The 15,058-nt window shown below is 74.0% G+C and carries 15 protein-coding genes; 5 read left to right on the top strand and 10 right to left on the bottom strand.

Annotation, left to right across the window (positions count from 1 at the left end):
- Nucleotides 1-130: 130 nt before the first annotated feature.
- Genes ACGFYQ_RS11805 through ACGFYQ_RS11795 form a run of 3 tightly spaced genes read right to left on the bottom strand, consistent with a single transcriptional unit; the run spans nucleotide 131 to nucleotide 3,404 of the window.
- Nucleotides 131-1,237, bottom strand: coding sequence for an acyl-CoA dehydrogenase family protein (locus ACGFYQ_RS11805; RefSeq protein ID WP_393742581.1), 1,107 nt, complete (start codon nucleotides 1,235-1,237; stop codon nucleotides 131-133).
- Nucleotides 1,234-2,433 carry an acyl-CoA dehydrogenase family protein gene (locus ACGFYQ_RS11800; protein ID WP_393742579.1) on the bottom strand — a complete coding sequence of 400 codons (1,200 nt, stop codon included), beginning with the start codon at nucleotides 2,431-2,433 and terminating at the stop codon, nucleotides 1,234-1,236. Before ACGFYQ_RS11800 ends, ACGFYQ_RS11805 begins: the two co-directional genes overlap by 4 nt.
- Entirely contained in the window at nucleotides 2,430-3,404 is a 975-nt protein-coding gene (locus ACGFYQ_RS11795) for an NADPH:quinone oxidoreductase family protein (RefSeq protein ID WP_393742577.1), read from the bottom strand. The genes ACGFYQ_RS11800 and ACGFYQ_RS11795 overlap by 4 nt, the downstream gene beginning before the upstream one ends.
- 178 nt (nucleotides 3,405-3,582) lie before the next feature.
- Between ACGFYQ_RS11795 and ACGFYQ_RS11790 the strand changes: the two genes are divergently transcribed.
- The 3 genes from ACGFYQ_RS11790 to ACGFYQ_RS11780 are packed head-to-tail and all read left to right on the top strand — an operon-like array spanning nucleotide 3,583 to nucleotide 5,720.
- The gene (locus ACGFYQ_RS11790; protein ID WP_393742575.1) at nucleotides 3,583-4,749 is read left to right on the top strand and encodes a hypothetical protein; all 1,167 of its coding nucleotides are present in this window, start codon (nucleotides 3,583-3,585) and stop codon (nucleotides 4,747-4,749) included.
- A 49-nt stretch (nucleotides 4,750-4,798) separates the two neighbouring features.
- Entirely contained in the window at nucleotides 4,799-5,233 is a 435-nt protein-coding gene (locus ACGFYQ_RS11785) for an SDR family NAD(P)-dependent oxidoreductase (RefSeq protein ID WP_393742573.1), read from the top strand.
- On the top strand, nucleotides 5,193-5,720 hold the full coding sequence (locus ACGFYQ_RS11780) for an SDR family oxidoreductase (protein WP_393742571.1): 528 nt from the start codon (nucleotides 5,193-5,195) through the stop codon (nucleotides 5,718-5,720). The genes ACGFYQ_RS11785 and ACGFYQ_RS11780 overlap by 41 nt, the downstream gene beginning before the upstream one ends.
- On the opposite strand, the gene ACGFYQ_RS11775 is transcribed toward ACGFYQ_RS11780, so the two are convergent.
- The 5 genes from ACGFYQ_RS11775 to ACGFYQ_RS11755 form a co-directional block, all read right to left on the bottom strand.
- Nucleotides 5,717-6,550: an enoyl-CoA hydratase/isomerase family protein gene (locus ACGFYQ_RS11775; RefSeq protein WP_393742569.1), complete on the bottom strand. Its 834-nt coding sequence runs from the start codon at nucleotides 6,548-6,550 to the stop codon at nucleotides 5,717-5,719. The genes ACGFYQ_RS11780 and ACGFYQ_RS11775 overlap by 4 nt on opposite strands.
- Before the next feature lie 55 nt (nucleotides 6,551-6,605).
- On the bottom strand, nucleotides 6,606-7,370 hold the full coding sequence (locus ACGFYQ_RS11770; RefSeq protein ID WP_393742567.1) for a PIG-L deacetylase family protein: 765 nt from the start codon (nucleotides 7,368-7,370) through the stop codon (nucleotides 6,606-6,608).
- A gap of 220 nt (nucleotides 7,371-7,590) precedes the next feature.
- Nucleotides 7,591-8,895 carry an alpha/beta fold hydrolase gene (locus ACGFYQ_RS11765; RefSeq protein WP_393743264.1) on the bottom strand — a complete coding sequence of 435 codons (1,305 nt, stop codon included), beginning with the start codon at nucleotides 8,893-8,895 and terminating at the stop codon, nucleotides 7,591-7,593.
- Nucleotides 8,896-9,015: 120 nt separating this feature from the next.
- Nucleotides 9,016-10,104, bottom strand: a complete 1,089-nt coding sequence (locus tag ACGFYQ_RS11760) for an S-(hydroxymethyl)mycothiol dehydrogenase (RefSeq protein ID WP_393742565.1) — start codon at nucleotides 10,102-10,104, stop codon at nucleotides 9,016-9,018.
- Between the two features lie 71 nt (nucleotides 10,105-10,175).
- Nucleotides 10,176-11,108 (bottom strand): LysR substrate-binding domain-containing protein, encoded by a 933-nt coding sequence (locus tag ACGFYQ_RS11755; RefSeq protein ID WP_393742562.1) that lies wholly within the window; start codon nucleotides 11,106-11,108, stop codon nucleotides 10,176-10,178.
- Between the two features lie 71 nt (nucleotides 11,109-11,179).
- Here ACGFYQ_RS11755 and ACGFYQ_RS11750 point away from each other — a divergent pair, with 71 nt between their 5' ends.
- Both ACGFYQ_RS11750 and ACGFYQ_RS11745 read left to right on the top strand, forming a co-directional pair.
- A complete protein-coding gene (locus tag ACGFYQ_RS11750) occupies nucleotides 11,180-12,109 on the top strand; it encodes a dihydrodipicolinate synthase family protein (protein WP_393742560.1) in 930 nt (309 codons plus the stop codon).
- A 416-nt stretch (nucleotides 12,110-12,525) separates the two neighbouring features.
- Nucleotides 12,526-13,215 (top strand): transglycosylase SLT domain-containing protein, encoded by a 690-nt coding sequence (locus ACGFYQ_RS11745; protein WP_393742558.1) that lies wholly within the window; start codon nucleotides 12,526-12,528, stop codon nucleotides 13,213-13,215.
- A gap of 208 nt (nucleotides 13,216-13,423) precedes the next feature.
- On the opposite strand, the gene ACGFYQ_RS11740 is transcribed toward ACGFYQ_RS11745, so the two are convergent.
- Entirely contained in the window at nucleotides 13,424-14,338 is a 915-nt protein-coding gene (locus tag ACGFYQ_RS11740; protein WP_393742556.1) for a squalene/phytoene synthase family protein, read from the bottom strand.
- A gap of 72 nt (nucleotides 14,339-14,410) precedes the next feature.
- Nucleotides 14,411-14,866 carry a hypothetical protein gene (locus ACGFYQ_RS11735; protein WP_393742554.1) on the bottom strand — a complete coding sequence of 152 codons (456 nt, stop codon included), beginning with the start codon at nucleotides 14,864-14,866 and terminating at the stop codon, nucleotides 14,411-14,413.
- Nucleotides 14,867-15,058 lie beyond the last annotated feature (192 nt).

Raw genomic sequence — 15,058 nt, 5'->3', positions numbered from 1 at the left:
GGGTACGGGGGCAACCCGTCGAGGGTGCCGGAGCACGTGCCGCCCGCGCATCGGCCGTCCGGCCACCCCACCGGGACCAGGCCGGAACGAGGCCGGGGCCGGGATGGCCCTGCCCCGGCCCGGGTACCGCCTACGGCGCCGGGAGTTCGGCGAAGTCCGCGACCAGGCCGCGGTGGTGGCCCGCCGTGCCGAGTGCGAGCGAGTCGGCCTTGGCCCGCTTGAGGTACAGGTGGGCCGGGTGTTCCCAGGTCATGCCGATGCCGCCGTGGAGCTGGACGCACTCCTCGGCGGCCCGGACGGCCACGCCCGCGCAGTAGGCCTGGGCGACGGCGACCGTGAGGGGCGCGTCGGGGGACGCGGTGGCGAGGGCGTCGGCCGCGGCCCTGGCCGCCGCGCGCGCCGAGGCGACGTCGAGCCAGAGCCGCGCGAGGCGGTGCTTGAGGGACTGGAAGGAGCCGACGGGCCGGTTGAACTGGTGGCGGACCCGGAGGTACCCGACGGTCTCCGTCAGGCACCACTCGGCGATGCCGAGCTGCTCGGAGGCGAGCAGCCCGGCTCCGGAGAGCAGGGCTCCGGCGACGGCGGCCCGGGCCGTGGCGGGGTCGGCGAGCCGGGTGCCGGCGGCCGCGTCGAGGGTGACGGTGGCCAGCGGGCGGGTCAGGTCCAGCGGGACCTGCGGGGTCAGCGCCGCCGAGGCGGCCGGGACGGCGTACAGCCCGGTGTCGGCGAGGACCAGCAGCACATCGGCGGCCACCGCGTCCGCGACGGAGGTGACCGTGCCGGTCAGGGTCCCGTCGCCGGCGTCCCGGACCGCGGTCGGCAGGGGGCCGCCGGGGGCGAGGGTCAGCGGCACGGCCGGTACGCACACCTGCCGCCCCGAGGCCAGTTCCCGCAGCAGCGGGGCGACGTCCTCGGCGTCGCAGCCGAGCAGGATCTCCGTCGCGAGCACGGCGCTGGTCAGGTACGGGACCGGAGCCACGGCCCGGCCCAGCTCCTCCAGGACCACGGCCGCCTCGCGGTGGCTCGCGCCCTGGCCGCCGAGCTTCTCGGGTACGAGGAGTCCGGCCGCGCCGATCCCGGCGGCGAGGGGCTGCCACAGGTCGGGGTCGTGGGGCCGGTCGGTCTCGATCCGGGCGAGGACCCGCTCCGGGTCGCAGCGGGCGGCGAGGAGGGACCGTACGGCCGCGCGGAGTTCTTCCTCGGCCTCGGAGTAGAGGAGACCCATCGGTGCAGTCATCGGGCGAGGTCCTTCCAGGCCAGGTCCTTGTCGTCGCGCGGCTCGGGGGGCAGGCCGAGTACGCGTTCGGCGACGATGTTCAGGAGGATTTCGCTGGTGCCGCCCTCGATGCTGTTGCCCTTGGCGCGCAGGTAGCGGTAGCCGGCGTCGCGGCCGGTGAAGTCGACGAGTTCGGGGCGGCGCATGGTCCAGTCCTCGTACGACAGGCCCTCTTCGGCGAGGAGTTCGACCTCCAGCCCGCTGATCTCCTGGTTGAGGCGGGCGAAGGTGAGCTTCATCCCGGATCCCTCGGGGCCGGGCTGGCCGACGGCGAGCTGCTGGTGCAGCCGTTCCCCGGTGAGGCGGGCGACCTCGGCCTCGACCCACAGCTCCAGCAGCCGCTGGTGGAGGGCGTGGGTGCGCAGTTCGGGGCGTTCGCGCCAGGCGGCGGCCACCGGCGCGATCATGCCGCCCTCGCGCGGGATGCGCATGCCGCCGATGGAGACGCGCTCGTTCATCAGGGTGGTGCGGGCGACCGCCCAGCCGTCACCGACGGCCCCGAGGCGGTGGGCGTCGGGGATCCGGACGCCGGTGAGGAAGACCTCGTTGAACTCGGCCTCGCCGGTGATCTGGCGCAGCGGCCGGACCTCGACGCCGGGGGCGTGCATGTCGCAGAGGAAGTAGGTGATGCCCTGGTGCTTGGGCAGCGCCGGGTCGGTGCGGGCGATCAGGATGGCCCAGCGGGCGGTGTGGGCGCTGGAGGTCCACACCTTCTGGCCGTCGACCACCCACTCGCCGGAGTCCTCGTCGAGGACGGCGCGGGTGCCGAGCGCGGCGAGGTCGGAGCCCGCGCCGGGTTCGCTGAAGAGCTGGCACCAGACCTCCTCGCCGATCCACAGGGGGCGCAGGAAGCGGTGCTTCTGCTCCTCGGTGCCGTACGCCAGGATCGTGGGCGCGGCCATGCCGAGGCCGATGCCGATCCGGCGCGGGTCGTTGTCGGGGGCTCCGGCGGCCTCCAGCTCGGCGTCGACGACGGTCTGGAGGGAGCGGGGCGCGCCGAGGCCGCCCAGACCCTCGGGGTAGTGGACCCAGGCGAGTCCGGCGTCGAAGCGGGCGCGCAGGAAGTCGGTGCGCGGGGTGGTCGCGGGCGGGTGGGCGGCGAGCAGGTCCCGGACCCGGGCGCGCAGTCCTTCCGCGGTGAGGGCCTTGCCGGTCATCGGAGACCTCCGTCCAGGGCCGGTACGACGACCAGCCGGCCGGTGGTGGTCCCGTCGGCGAGGCGCTGCACGGCGTCGGCGGCCTCCGCGAGCGGGACCCGTTCGCTGACCAGCGGTTTCACGGTGCCCTCGGCGGCGAGCCGGGTGAGCTCGGCGTGGCAGGCGAGGATGGCGGCCGGTTCCTTGGTGGCGTACAGCCCCCAGTGCAGGCCGAGGACGGCGTAGTTCTTCACCAGCGCGTGGTTGAGCGCGGGGGTGGGGATCGTGCCGCTCGCGAAGCCGACGACGACGATCCGGCCCTCGAAGGCCACGCATTTGGCGGAGGCGGTGTAGGCGTCCCCGCCGACCGGGTCGTAGACGACGTCGGCGCCGCGTCCGCCGGTGAACTCCTTGACGCGGGAGACGATGTCCTCCGTCGTACGGTCGATGACCAGGTCGCAGCCGAGTTCCTCGGCGGTGCGCGCCTTGGCCTTGCCGCCGACGACCCCGATGACGGTGGCGCCGGCGGCCTTGCCGAGCTGGACGGCGGCGCTGCCGACCCCGCCGGCGGCGGCGTGCACGAGGAGGATCTCGCCGCTCTGCAGGCGGGCCCGGCGGTGCAGACCGAACCAGCCGGTCTGGTAGCCGATGTGCAGGGCGGCCGCCTCGGCGTCGTCGAGGGTGTCGGGGGCGGGGAGCAGGGCGCGCGCGGGCGCGGTGACGTACTCGGCGAAACCGCCGTGCGGCAGGCTCGGGTTGGCGATGACGCGGCGGCCGTCCTCGGTCTCGCCGCAGATCTCCACGCCGGGGGTGAAGGGCAGAGGCGGGCGGATCTGGTACTGCCCGCGGACGAGCAGCGCGTCGGGGAAGTTGACGTTGGCGGCGAGCACCCGGAGCTTCACCTCGCCCTCGCCGGGGACCGGTTCGGGAACCTCTTCGAGGCGCATGGCCTCATGGGGTTCGCCGGGGGTATGTACGCGCCATGCCTGCATCCGGGGCCTCCAGCCGCCGCGAGGAACCATGCTCCGCGGGCATACTAAGCGGTCGCTTGCCCTTCTGTGAACCACGGGGACACGCGGGAGGGCAAGCGGTCGATCCGGGGGCGCGGAGTTAGCATCAACGGGCAGATGCCATAGGGCATATGACACGACCATCGGGGGGACCAGGACCATGAACAGAATCCGTAGGAGAAGCGTGACGGCCGCGGCGGGGGCCGCCGTCGTCCTCGCGGGGCTGATCACCGCCGCCGGACCGGCCGCGGCGGCCGGCACGACGGCGTGCAGCCCGGCCATCGAGCTCCTGCCCGCCCTGCCGGGACTGAGCGGGGGCACCGTGGCGGGCTTCGGCGCGGGCGGACTCGTGGTCGGCGAGAGCGGCGGCCGGCCCGCCTACTGGACCGGCGCCGAGCACACGGTCCACGCCGTCCCGCTGCCCGCCGGCTTCGACCGGGGCAGCGTCAAGGCCGTCAGCGCCAAGGGCCTGATGGTGGGCACGGCAACCCGCGACGCGGACCGCGCCAGGGTCTCCTTCACCCACCAGACGGGCGCCGCGACCTCCGAGGCGCTCACCGCGCCCGTCGCCGAGGGGTACGGCGTGGACATCGACGTCAACGAGTCGGGCCGGGTCGTCGCCGTGGACCAGGGCGTCGCCAAGGAGTGGGTGAACGGCAAGGTCGTGCGCGAACTGCCGGTTCCCGCGGACGCGATCCCCGGCACCAAGGCCGTCTCGCTGAGCGGCATCAACAAGCGCGGCGACATCGTCGGCACGGCCACCGGCTCCTTCTACGACGCCGACAACGACATCGAGGTCACCAAGACCTTCCCGGTGGTCTGGCCCGCGGGGGGCGGCTACCCGCCCTACAGCCTCCAGGTGTGGAACGGCTACCACTACTCGTTCTCCACGATCGGCAGGGACATCGACGACCGCGGCCGGGTGGTCGGCGTGGAGGACTACCACTACCGCAACGACCCGAAGCTGACCCCGGCCGTCTGGAAGAAGCCCTACGACGCCCTGCCCGCGGACCCGGGCCGGCTGGCCGGCTACCGGAACCTGGAGCTCTCGGGCAGCAGCCCGACCACGAACGTGGCCGTCGGCACCGCCACCACCTTCGAGGAGAGCTGGCCCAGCTCCTTCCAGGCCGTCTACTGGCCCGGCACGGGGGCTCCGCTGGCGCTCCCCTTCCCGGCGGGCGGCCCGGGTGCCGTGCCGCTCAGCCGCGCCTTCGCCGCCACCGACGACGACCGGGTCGGCGGCACCGTCGTCGACCGGGATACCCAGGCGAGCAGCGCCGTGATCTGGACCTGCGCGAGCAAGCAGGCGTACACGCCGAAGAGTTGACCCCGTCGGGGGCATGGTGATCTGAGCGCCCGCGCGCTATCGATGCCCCATGACGGACGACAACCGGCGCGGCCTGCCCGCGCCACCACCGCTCGGCGCCGCCGCCCTGCCTCCCGGTACGTACGCGGGGCAGGTGGTCCTCGTGACCGGCGGCGGCACCGGGCTGGGCAAGGCCATCGCCGCCGAGTTCGCACGGCTCGGAGCCGATCTGGTGATCGCGAGCCGCCGCGCCGAGCAGCTCAAGGCGGCGCGGGAGGAACTGGCGGCCGTACCCGGCGCGGGCCGGGTGACGGCCGCCGTCTGCGACATCCGGGACCCCGAGCGGGTCGCGGAGGTGTTCGACGCGGCGCAGGCCGCGCTCGGGCTGCCGGACGTCCTGGTCAACAACGCGGCCGCCAACTTCCCCTCACCGGCGGAGGACTTGTCCCCCAACGCCTGGCGGGGTGGACATCACGCTGACCGGCACGTGGTTCATGACCCGTGAGTTCGGCCGCCGCCACCTGGCGGCGGGCACCCCCGGTTCGATCGTGAACATCGGCGCCTCGTACGCCTGGACGGGCGGGCCGGGTTTCGCGCACAGCGCGGCCGCCAAGGCGGGCGTGAAGAACCTGGTGGAGACCCTCGCCGTCGAGTGGGGCCCGTACGGCATCCAGATCAACGGGCTCGTCCCGGGGCTGTTCCCGCACACCGACATGACCGAGGACATCCGGGGCGGCCTGGAGCGCGCCGCACCCGCCGCCGACGCCCGGGATGCCCGGCAGCCCGCCCTCCGCGTGGGCGCCCCGCGCGAACTGGGCTGGGCCGCGACCTTCCTGGCCTCGCCCTACGCCCGGTTCGTCACCGGCCACACACTGGTGGTCGACGGCGCGAACTGGCAGCGCCGGGCACTGGTCAATCCCGAGGTCGTGCCGGTGCGGGAGCAGCTGGGCCGCGGGCCGTTCGGCACGGCCCAGGTTCCGGACAGGGCCTAGCCTCCGGTGAAGTCCGGCGGGCGGCGGGCCGCCTTGGCCGCGTAGCCCTCGCGGCAGTCGTCCGAGGTGAGGGTGAGGGCGGCCGTCATCGCGACGCGGTCGAGGGCCGCGGGGAGGGCCGCGTCCGCGTAGGCGTCGACCGCGCGTTTGATCCCCTGGACGGCGAGGGGGGCGTTCGCGGCGATCTCCGCCGTCAGGGTCCGCGCGGCGGACTCCAGCTCCTCGACGGGGACGACCAGTTGGGCCAGGTTCAGCCGCTGCGCCGTCGCCGCGTCGATGCGCCGGCCGGTCAGGGCCAGGTACTTGGCCCAGCCCGCGCCGCTCTCGCGGGCGATGCGGAGGTCGCCCCCCGCGTCCACCGCCACCCCCAGCCGCGCCTCCGGCAGGGCGAAGACGGCGTCCTCGGCCACCACCCTGATGTCGGCCATCAGCGCCAGTTCGAAGCCGAAGCCGAGGCAGTAGCCCTGTACGGCGGCCACCACCGGCTGCGGGAGGCGGGAGAGGACCGCGAACCGCTCGTGGACCCAGCGGATGCCCTCGTAGTAGTTGCGGGTCCGCTCGGCGGCGGTGCCGCCGGTGATCGCGCCGCCGGGGGCGGTCACGTCGATGCCCGCGCAGAAGGCCCGGCCCTCGGCGCGCAGCAGCACCGCCCGCACCGAGGGGTCGAAGCGGACGCGGTCCGCGAGCAGGCCCAGCTGGCGGGTGGACTCCCAGCTCCAGCCGTTGAGCTTGTCCGGCCGGCACAGGGTGAGGACCGCGATCCCGTCCGCTGCCTCCAGTCGGATCCGCTCCTCACCCTCCGCGATGTCCGTGGCTACGGTGTCGATCACCCTGGCCTGCACCCCCGTTGGAATCTGACGGACCGTCAGCCTACGGGGACTCCGGTCAGCGGGGGAAGACCTCGAACGGGACCGCCGGACGGCCGCCGAACCGGGCCGCCGCCTGCTGGGCGTTGCCGGTGAGGAAGGTACGGACGTAGTCCTCGGGGTCCTGGTCCGTCAGCACCTCGATGTACGCCTTGTGCTCCAGCAGGGACTTGACCGAACGCTCCAGGCCCGGGCCGGCGTCGGCCGCGTCCGTCGGCGTGCTGGTTCCGGCCACCGCGACCCAGCGCACCCCGTTCCACGGCTCCAGGCCCCGCTCGGTGAGCAGTTCGGGGAAGATCCACCGGTTGCCGGCGTCTCCGGCCGCGTCCAGGACGGCCCGGCCGACGGCCTTGTGATCGGGGGTGTTCCAGTAGCCGCCGCCCTCCGCGGCGCCCCAGGTGTCCCGGTGGTTGAGGGTGACGACCAGCTCGGGGCGGTGCCGGCGGATGGCCGCCGCGATGTCCCGGCGCAGGTCGAGCCCGTACTCGATGATGCCGTCCTGGTAGTCGAGGAACTCCACCTCGGACACCCCGACGACGGCCGCGCTCGCCCGCTGCTCCGCCTCGCGCAGCGCGGCGCAGTCGGCGGGAGCGGTGGTGTCGATACCCGCCTCGCCGCGCGTGGCGAGGAGGTAGACGACCTCGCGGCCGCCGTCGGTCCAGTCCGCGATCGCGGCCGCGCAGCCGTACTCCAGGTCGTCCGGGTGGGCGACGACGGCGAGGGCGCGCTGCCAGTCGGTGGGCATGGGCTGCAAGGGGGCGGGCTGATCATGCTGTTCGGTCATGAGTCGCACCCTAAGGGCTGTCCCGTAATCCCCGGTGGATCAGCGCACGGCGTCAGATGCGGTGCATCGCAAGGCGGAGGGGCGCCCCCGTACTGGGCGTATTCGGGCGTTCCGACAACGCAGCGAGGTGCCGTAGCCGGCGTCGTGCGCCCGCCGGGGATTACGGGACAGCCCTTAGGCGAACGGCCGGCGCGGGCGGGGCGGTTGAGCCGCGCCGGGCTCAGGCGTCGCCCTGTACGAGGGCCAGCAGCCGGTCCAGGACGCGCGGGCCGCCCGCGCGGACTCCGTCGTGCTCGAACTCGTCCGTCACCCAGGTCCGCAGGCCCCGGATCGCGCGGGCGGTCTCCAGGGAGTGCGCGGTGTCGACGTACATGTCGTCGTGGTAGACGGCCGCGGCCACCGGCACCTCGTTGGCGGCGAGCCGGTCCGGGTCGTAGAGGGGCTCCCAGCCGGTACGGGCGGCCAGCAGTTCGGCGGTCTCGCGCAGCGGGGCGAGCGAGGGGTCGGCGGTGAAGTGCCAGGGGTGGATGGTCTCGCCGGTGAAGAGGAGGGGTTCGTCGCCCGCGAGGGCCTTGGCGGCGTCGAAGCGCGGGTGGCCCGCGCGCACCCGCTCGGCGGCCCAGGCCGTGGGGGCGGCCGGGTCCTGGGCGTAGATCGACTCGTGGACCAGGGCGTAGAGGGGATGTCCGGCGAAGGAGAGGTGCGCCCGGGCGCCCTCCAGGAAGGCGTCGGAGAGGGCGGGGCCGGCGGCGGCCGGGACGAAGGCGTCCTCAAGGAGGTAGTGCAGCTGGTGGCTGCCGTCACCGGAGCCGAGCATCAGGCCGAGGGACTGGAACGCCTCGACGGTGAGGCGGTAGCCGCCGGGGAGTTCGGCCGGGCGCTCCGCGAGGTGGGCCGCGATCCGGCGGGCGCGCTCCACGTCCATCGGGTAACGCTCGTAGTGCGCCAGGTTCTTGCGCTCGATGCGGGGGTACGAGGCCTCGTACACCTCGTCGGCGGTGGCCGTCAGGGACGGGAGGCCGCCGGTGATCAGGGCGGCGGTGAGGCCCTCGGGGGCGGTGGAGAGGTAGCGGGTCGCGCAGAATCCGCCGAAGCTCTGGCCGAGCACGGTCCAGGGGGCGCCGCCGGTCAGGCCGGGGCGGATGGCCTCGGCGTCGCGCACGATGGAGTCGGACCGGAAGCGGGCGAGGTACTCGGCCTGCTGCGCGGGGGTGCCGCGCAGGGGCAGGGTCTGCCGGTTCACCGGGGTGGAACGGCCGGTTCCGCGCTGGTCGAGCAGGAGTACGCGGTAGTCGGCCAGCGCCCGCTCCAGCCACGCCTGCCGGCCGGTGAAGCGCCGGGCTCCGAAGCCGGGTCCGCCCTCCAGGTACAGCAGCCACGGCAGGCTCGCCGGGTCCTTGCCGGAGGCGACCACCTCGCGGGCGTACAGCTCGATCTGCTCGCCGTCCGGGCGCGCGTGGTCCAGGGGGACGGTGAACCGGTGGTCGGTGAGGACCGTTCCGGGCTGGCGGTAGCTGTGCTCGATGGTCACGGAGGGCCCCTGGGGTACGAGGTGCGGGAGCCCCGTGCCCCGGCCGGGTGCGGCCGGGGCACGGGTGCGACGTTCCGCCCGATACTAGTACGGGGTCCAGCAGGGGCCCGGGGCTTACGGGAACTCGACGACCGAGCGGAGCACCTCGCCGCGCTCCATCCGGGCGAAGGCCTCTTCGACCCCGTCGAGGGGGATGGTCTCGGAGACGAAGGCGTCCAGGTCGAGACGGCCCTGCAGGTAGAGGTCGACGAGCATCGGGAAGTCGCGCTCGGGCAGGCAGTCCCCGTACCAGGAGGACTTCAGGGCCCCGCCGCGGCCGAAGACGTCCAGCAGCGGGAGTTCGAGCCTCATCTCCGGGGTCGGCACGCCGACCAGGACCACGGTCCCGGCCAGGTCGCGGGCGTAGAAGGCCTGCCGATAGGTCTCGGGGCGCCCGACCGCCTCGATCACCACGTCGGCGCCGTTCCCGTCCGTCAGGGCCTGGATGGCCTGGACCACGTCTTCCTTGCGGCCGTTGACGGTGTGCGTCGCGCCCAGCCCGCGCGCCCACTCCAGCTTCCGCTCGTCGAGGTCGACCGCGATGATCCGGGACGCGCCCGCGAGCCGGGCACCGGCCACGGCCGCGTTGCCCACTCCCCCGCAGCCGATGACGGCGACGGAGTCGCCCCGGCCGACGTTGCCGGTGTTCAGGGCGGCGCCGAGGCCGGCCATCACCCCGCAGCCGAGGAGTCCGGCGGCCGCCGGCGCCGCGGCCGGGTCCACCTTGGTGCACTGGCCGGCGGCGACCAGGGTCTTCTCGGCGAAGGCGCCGATGCCGAGCGCCGGGGAGAGCGGGGTGCCGTCCTCCAGCGTCATGGGCTGGGTGGCGTTGTGCGTGGCGAAGCAGTACCAGGGGCGTCCGCGCCGGCAGGCCCGGCAGGTCCCGCACACCGCACGCCAGTTGAGGACGACGAAGTCGCCGGGGGCCACGGAGGTGACGTCCGGGCCGACCGATTCCACGATCCCGGCGGCCTCGTGGCCGAGCAGGAAGGGGAACTCGTCGTTGATGCCGCCCTCGCGGTAGTGCAGGTCGGTGTGGCAGACCCCGCAGGCCTGCACCTTGACCAGGGCCTCGCCGGGTCCCGGGTCGGGCACGAGGACCGTCGTCGTCTCCACCGGTGCGCCCTTGCTCCGGGCGATGACCCCTCGTACGCGATGCGTCACGTCCTACCCCGTTCTGCTCTCGTCGGCTCCCGTCCGAACGTACACGGGCGCGGCGCGGTACGGGAGTTGCCTCACTCCACGGCGCCGGATCCAGCCAGTTCCGGCGGTACGGACTCCCGCAGGGCCGCGCCGAAGGCGGCCACGGCCGGGTGGGCACCGGATCCGCTGCGGAAGGCGAGGTTGGTACGGCGCTGCATCACCAGCCGGGTGAGGCGCACGCCCGGTCCGGCGGGGCCGGTGACCCCGAGCTGCGGTACGACGGCCACGCCCTGACCCGCCGCCACCAGGGCGAGCACGGTGGCGAACTCGTCGACCTGGTGACGGACCCGCGGGGTGAAACCGGCCGCCTGGCAGGCCCGTACGGTCATGGCGTGGCAGAGGGTGCCGGGGGTCGCGGTGATCCAGGGGGCGTCCGCGTAGGTGCGCAGGGCAGCGCCCTGGTCGGTGCCGGGCGGCGGTTCGGGCGTCTCCCCGGCGGGCGCGGCCAGGTACATCGCCTCCCCGTACAGCGGCTCGGTGGCCAGCCCGGGCTCCTCGGCGGCGGGCACGAAGTCGTAGGCGTGGACCAGGGCCACGTCCAGGTCCCCGGCCCGCAGGGCGTGCCCGACCGCCGCCGGGTCGGTCTCGCAGACCATCGGCTCCAGCCCCGGGTGGCGCCGGGCCAGGGCGGTCAGGGCCGCCGGGACGATGGCCCGGGTGGCGGTGGGAAAGGCCCCGATGCGCAGGGCGCCGGCCAGGCCGCTGCGTGCTTCGGCCAGGTCGGCCTCGGCCTGCTCCAGCCGTTCGAGCACGGCCTCGGCGTGGTGCACCAGGTTCTGCCCGGCCGGGGTGAGGCGGACGCGGCGGCCGGTGCGCTCCAGCAGGGGCAGCCCGGCTTCGCGTTCGAGGACGCCGAGTTGCTGGGATACCGCCGAAGGGCTGAAGGCGAGGGCTTCGGCGACGGCGGCGATGGTCCCGCGGCGGGCCAGTTCGCGCAGCAGGCGCAGGCGTCGTACGTCGAGCATCGGCTCAGCTTACGGGTCACGTAAGAAACGCGAACTGGATTCGAGGCTCGGGGCGGGTCAGGCTCGACGGCATGACACTGGACATGACGCCGGAGACGGCACGTGACATCACCGAAGCCCTCTCCCTGCACGGGATCCACGTACCGCTCGTCACCCCCTTCACCCGTACCGGGGAGATCGCCGCCGAGGCCCTGGAGGCGCTCGCCCACGAGGTGCTCGACGCGGGCGCCACCGGGATCGTCGCCCTCGGCACCACCGCCGAGACGGCCACGCTCGACGGGGCGGAGCGCGACCTCGTCACGGGCGTCTGCGCCCGGGTCTGCGAGGAGCGGGGCGCGCTGCTGACCGTGGGCGCCGGGGCGAGCGGGACCCGGGCCGCCGAGGATTCGCTGGCCCGGCTGGCCCGGTGGCCGCAGGCGCGGGCCGCGCTGGTGACCGTGCCCTCGTTCGTACGGCCCTCGGCGGCGGGCGTGGCGGCGCATTTCGCACGGCTGGCCGAGGTGAGTCCCGTACCGCTGATCGTCTATCACATCCCGTACCGGACGGGGCAGCCGCTGGACGCCGCCGCACTGCGGGCGCTCGGCTCGCTCGCGGGGGTCGCGGGAGTGAAGTACGCGGCCGGCGGCATCGGGCCGGACACGGTGGAGCTCCTCGGTGACCTCCCGGCCGGGTTCGAGGTGCTGGCCGGCGACGACGCGTACCTCTCGCCGCTGCTGGCGCTGGGCGCGGCGGGCGGGATCCTGGCCTCGGCGCATCTGGCGACGGCCCGGTTCGCGGAGCTGGCCGCGGCCTGGCGGGCGGGTGACGTGGCGCGGGCGCGGCCCCTGGGGCACGCCCTGGCCCGGATGTCGGCGGCGGCTTTCGCCGAGCCCAATCCGGCGGTCGTCAAGGGCGTGCTGCACGCCCAGGGGCGGATCCCCACGCCCGACGTACGGCTCCCCCTGCTCCCGGCCTCCGAGGGCGCGGTGGCGGCCACCCTGGGGCGGCTGGCGGAGCTCTGACGGCCGGGGGCCGGGCGCCGCCACTCGGGGAGAACAGTGCCGGAAAGCGTCCATGATGGGCGATTCGCCGCCAACGGGCGTGTCGCCCGAATCCGGCCCACGGAGAGTGGACTTGCCCCTATTCGGCGCCCGGTCCTCACCGGGTCCGCGACCCGTGATGTGAGTCACTCGGAAACCGCCAACATCATTTCCACCGGAAGGCCGATTCCCTTTTCCCGAAAAGAAAGTTGCCTCATGCGCGAAGGGGTCGCCAAGGTCATTTTCGGGACGGAAAGCAGGAAGTCGATCTACCGGTGGAATTCGGGCCTTGTTCCGGCCCGGCGAGCTCGCCTACGGTCACCCTCATTCCCGGTGGTCCGCTGCCGAAACCGGCCACCCCCGGGGCCTCTCCGTCCCCCCACGTGAGGAATTCCGCCATGCCCGCTAAGGGAAAGCACCGTCGGCCGAAGCACCACCCGATCACCCGCAAGCTGGCCATCGCCGGCACGGGCGGCGCGGCGCTCGCCCTCCCGCTGATCAGCACGACCACCGCCGGGGCGGCGGAGACGGCTGTCGCTCCCGCGGCCCATTCCGTGGCGGCCGCCGCTCCCACGACCTATTCCGTGGTAGTCGGCGACACCCTTTCCAAGATCGCGGCGGAGCATTCCCTTAGCGGCGGCTGGGAGCAGCTGTACGCGGCGAACAAGAGCGCCGTCGGCGCCGACCCGTCGATCATTCGGCCCGGCCTCAAGCTGACCCTCACCGCCCAGGCGAAGAGCGAGGCCGCCAAACCCGCCACCACCTACCCGAACAATCTCGACGGCTGGATCCGCGAGTCGCTGGACGTGATGGCCAAGCACGGCATTCCCGGCAGCTACAACGGAATTCACCGCAATGTGATGCGCGAGTCCTCGGGCAATCCCCTCGCCATCAACAACTGGGACATCAACGCGCAGAACGGGATCCCGTCCAAGGGCCTGCTCCAGGTCATCGACCCGACGTTCCGCGCCTATCACGTGCCCGGGACCTCGCAGGACTCCTACGACCCGGTCGCCAACATCACGGCCGCCTGCAACTACGCGGCCGCCCGCTACGGTTCGATCGACAACGTCAACGGGCCCTACTAGGTCCTGTTCGACGGGCCCCGCCGGAAAAGGGGCCCAGAGCCGGCCCTGGCGGCGGGCGGCGCGGACGGCACCGCGATGTCGGCCACGGTCGCCCCGTCCACCGCCGCGTTGAGGACGTCGGCCTCCCGCGCCGCACGCTTCCCGCCGCTTCCCCGGCAGATGCGCGTGTACGGACACCGGCAGTACACATGTCACCGACTCGCAGGGGCTACGAGGCGCGTGAGCGGGCCCCGGCCCGGGCCCGGAGCAGGGTGCGCAGGGGGGCGGCCAGGCCGTAGCCGGTGTCCCGGCTCAGGGCGGTGATTCCCGCGCGTTCCACGGCGGTGAGCTGGTGCGCCATCAGCTCCGTCATCGTCTTGATCACGGGTCGCAGCCCGGGTTCGGCGAGTTCGAGGATGCCGTCGGTGGCGTCGAGGGCGGCCCGGGCGCGCCGGGTCTCGTCGGCGAGGAGCGCGCGTACGGCGGGGGTGTCGCGGGCCTGTTCGAGGTCGGCGCGGGTCACGGAATGCTCGTCGAGGCGGGCGCGCGGGATGCACAGGCGGCCGTCCGCGAGGTCCCCGGCGAGGTCCGCGAGGAAGTCGACCCGCTGGGCGGCGTCGACGAACCGCCGCCACCCCGCGGCCTGTTCGGGGTCGGGTCCGCCCTGGTACTGGAGGCCGGTGAAGACCAGCACCCCCGGCCAGGCGTAGGCGTCGAGGTAGGCCTGGAAGTCCTCCTCGGCGGCGAAGCCGTCGAAGCCGGCCTCGGCGGTGGCGGCGCCTTCGAGGAACCGGGAGACCCAGTGCGCGGGCAGGGCGCGCGCGTGCACGGCGTGGGCGTAGGCGCGCAGCAGGGGGTCGGGGCTGTCCCCGGATGTGAGCGCCGCCTCGACCCGGCCGGTCAACGCGGCCAGGTTGGCGGCCCGTTGCGGCGGAGTGCCGGTCTCGGCCACGTCGTCGACCAGGTTCATGAAGGCGAGGCCGGCGGCGAGCCAGGGCACCAGGGGCGGCGCGGCGAGCAGGCGCAGCGCGAGGTACGGTGCGGGTTCGCGGCGGAGCACCCGGCGGGCGGCGTGGGTGTAGTCGTCCCGCAGCCGGGTGCCGGAGATCCCGGCGGCCGTGAGTGTGGTGCGCCAGCTCGGCATGGTGGTCGTGCTCCCTCGAAACGTTTCTCCGCGCGTGTACGGAGATCAGGATCGCAGGCCCCGAGCCGCGGCCTACGAGCGGTAGACCTTCCTGACCTTGCCGTCGGTGCCGGCCAGGACATAGCCGCCCTGGCCGTACTCGTCGCTGAGGTAGGGCCGCATGGACGGGCTCTGGTCCATCATCCAGGGCTCGACGATGACGTAGCGGGAGGTCGGGTTCGCCACGCCCAGGTCCTGCTTGGCCTGTTCCAGGAGGGCGGGCAGGGTGTCCCATTCGACCTTGGCCATGTCGATGAGCGGGGCGCGGTCCTTGACGGTGCCGGCGGGGCCGGTGCGGGTGACCCCGCCGTCGCGGTACTGCCAGGAGTCGACGGTCCTGGCTCCGGGGGCGGTGGGGACGTCGGCAATGACGTAGGCGTCGTAGATCCGCAGGTTCACGTACGTGGTGGTACCGGTCTGTTGTTTCAGGGCCGCCACGGCGGTCCGGATGTTGGCGGGAGTGAGCAGGCTGCCCTGGGGGGGCGGCACCCTTGCTCGCGCCCGCCTCGGGGCCGGGGGTCGAGGCGGTCGAGGGGGCGGCGGGGACCCCGCCGCCGGAGGGGGCGACGCTGCTGACGGTGCCGCCGGGGCGGCCGGTGCCAACCTTCGCGTCGCCGCCGGAGGCGTTGCCGTCCGGCAGCAACCTGACGATCCCGACCGTCCCGGCCACGAGGACCGCCG

It is taken from the genome of Streptomyces sp. NPDC048258 (genome assembly GCF_043201995.1).
Lineage (GTDB): Bacteria > Actinomycetota > Actinomycetes > Streptomycetales > Streptomycetaceae > Streptomyces.
This window is presented reverse-complemented; position numbering and strand designations above follow the sequence as displayed.

What these genes read in the sequence shown, in the direction of transcription:
- ACGFYQ_RS11805 (WP_393742581.1), bottom strand. Translation starts at nt 1,237, where the DNA reads ATGACTGCACCGATGGGTCTCCTCTACTCCGAGGCCGAGGAAGAACTC.
- ACGFYQ_RS11795 (WP_393742577.1), bottom strand. Translation starts at nt 3,404, where the DNA reads ATGCAGGCATGGCGCGTACATACCCCCGGCGAACCCCATGAGGCCATG.
- ACGFYQ_RS11770 (WP_393742567.1), bottom strand. Translation starts at nt 7,370, where the DNA reads ATGACCGAACAGCATGATCAGCCCGCCCCCTTGCAGCCCATGCCCACC.
- ACGFYQ_RS11785 (WP_393742573.1), top strand. Translation starts at nt 4,799, where the DNA reads ATGACGGACGACAACCGGCGCGGCCTGCCCGCGCCACCACCGCTCGGC.
- ACGFYQ_RS11750 (WP_393742560.1), top strand. Translation starts at nt 11,180, where the DNA reads ATGACACTGGACATGACGCCGGAGACGGCACGTGACATCACCGAAGCC.
- ACGFYQ_RS11755 (WP_393742562.1), bottom strand. Translation starts at nt 11,108, where the DNA reads ATGCTCGACGTACGACGCCTGCGCCTGCTGCGCGAACTGGCCCGCCGC.
- ACGFYQ_RS11800 (WP_393742579.1), bottom strand. Translation starts at nt 2,433, where the DNA reads ATGACCGGCAAGGCCCTCACCGCGGAAGGACTGCGCGCCCGGGTCCGG.
- ACGFYQ_RS11745 (WP_393742558.1), top strand. Translation starts at nt 12,526, where the DNA reads ATGCCCGCTAAGGGAAAGCACCGTCGGCCGAAGCACCACCCGATCACC.
- ACGFYQ_RS11790 (WP_393742575.1), top strand. Translation starts at nt 3,583, where the DNA reads ATGAACAGAATCCGTAGGAGAAGCGTGACGGCCGCGGCGGGGGCCGCC.
- ACGFYQ_RS11740 (WP_393742556.1), bottom strand. Translation starts at nt 14,338, where the DNA reads ATGCCGAGCTGGCGCACCACACTCACGGCCGCCGGGATCTCCGGCACC.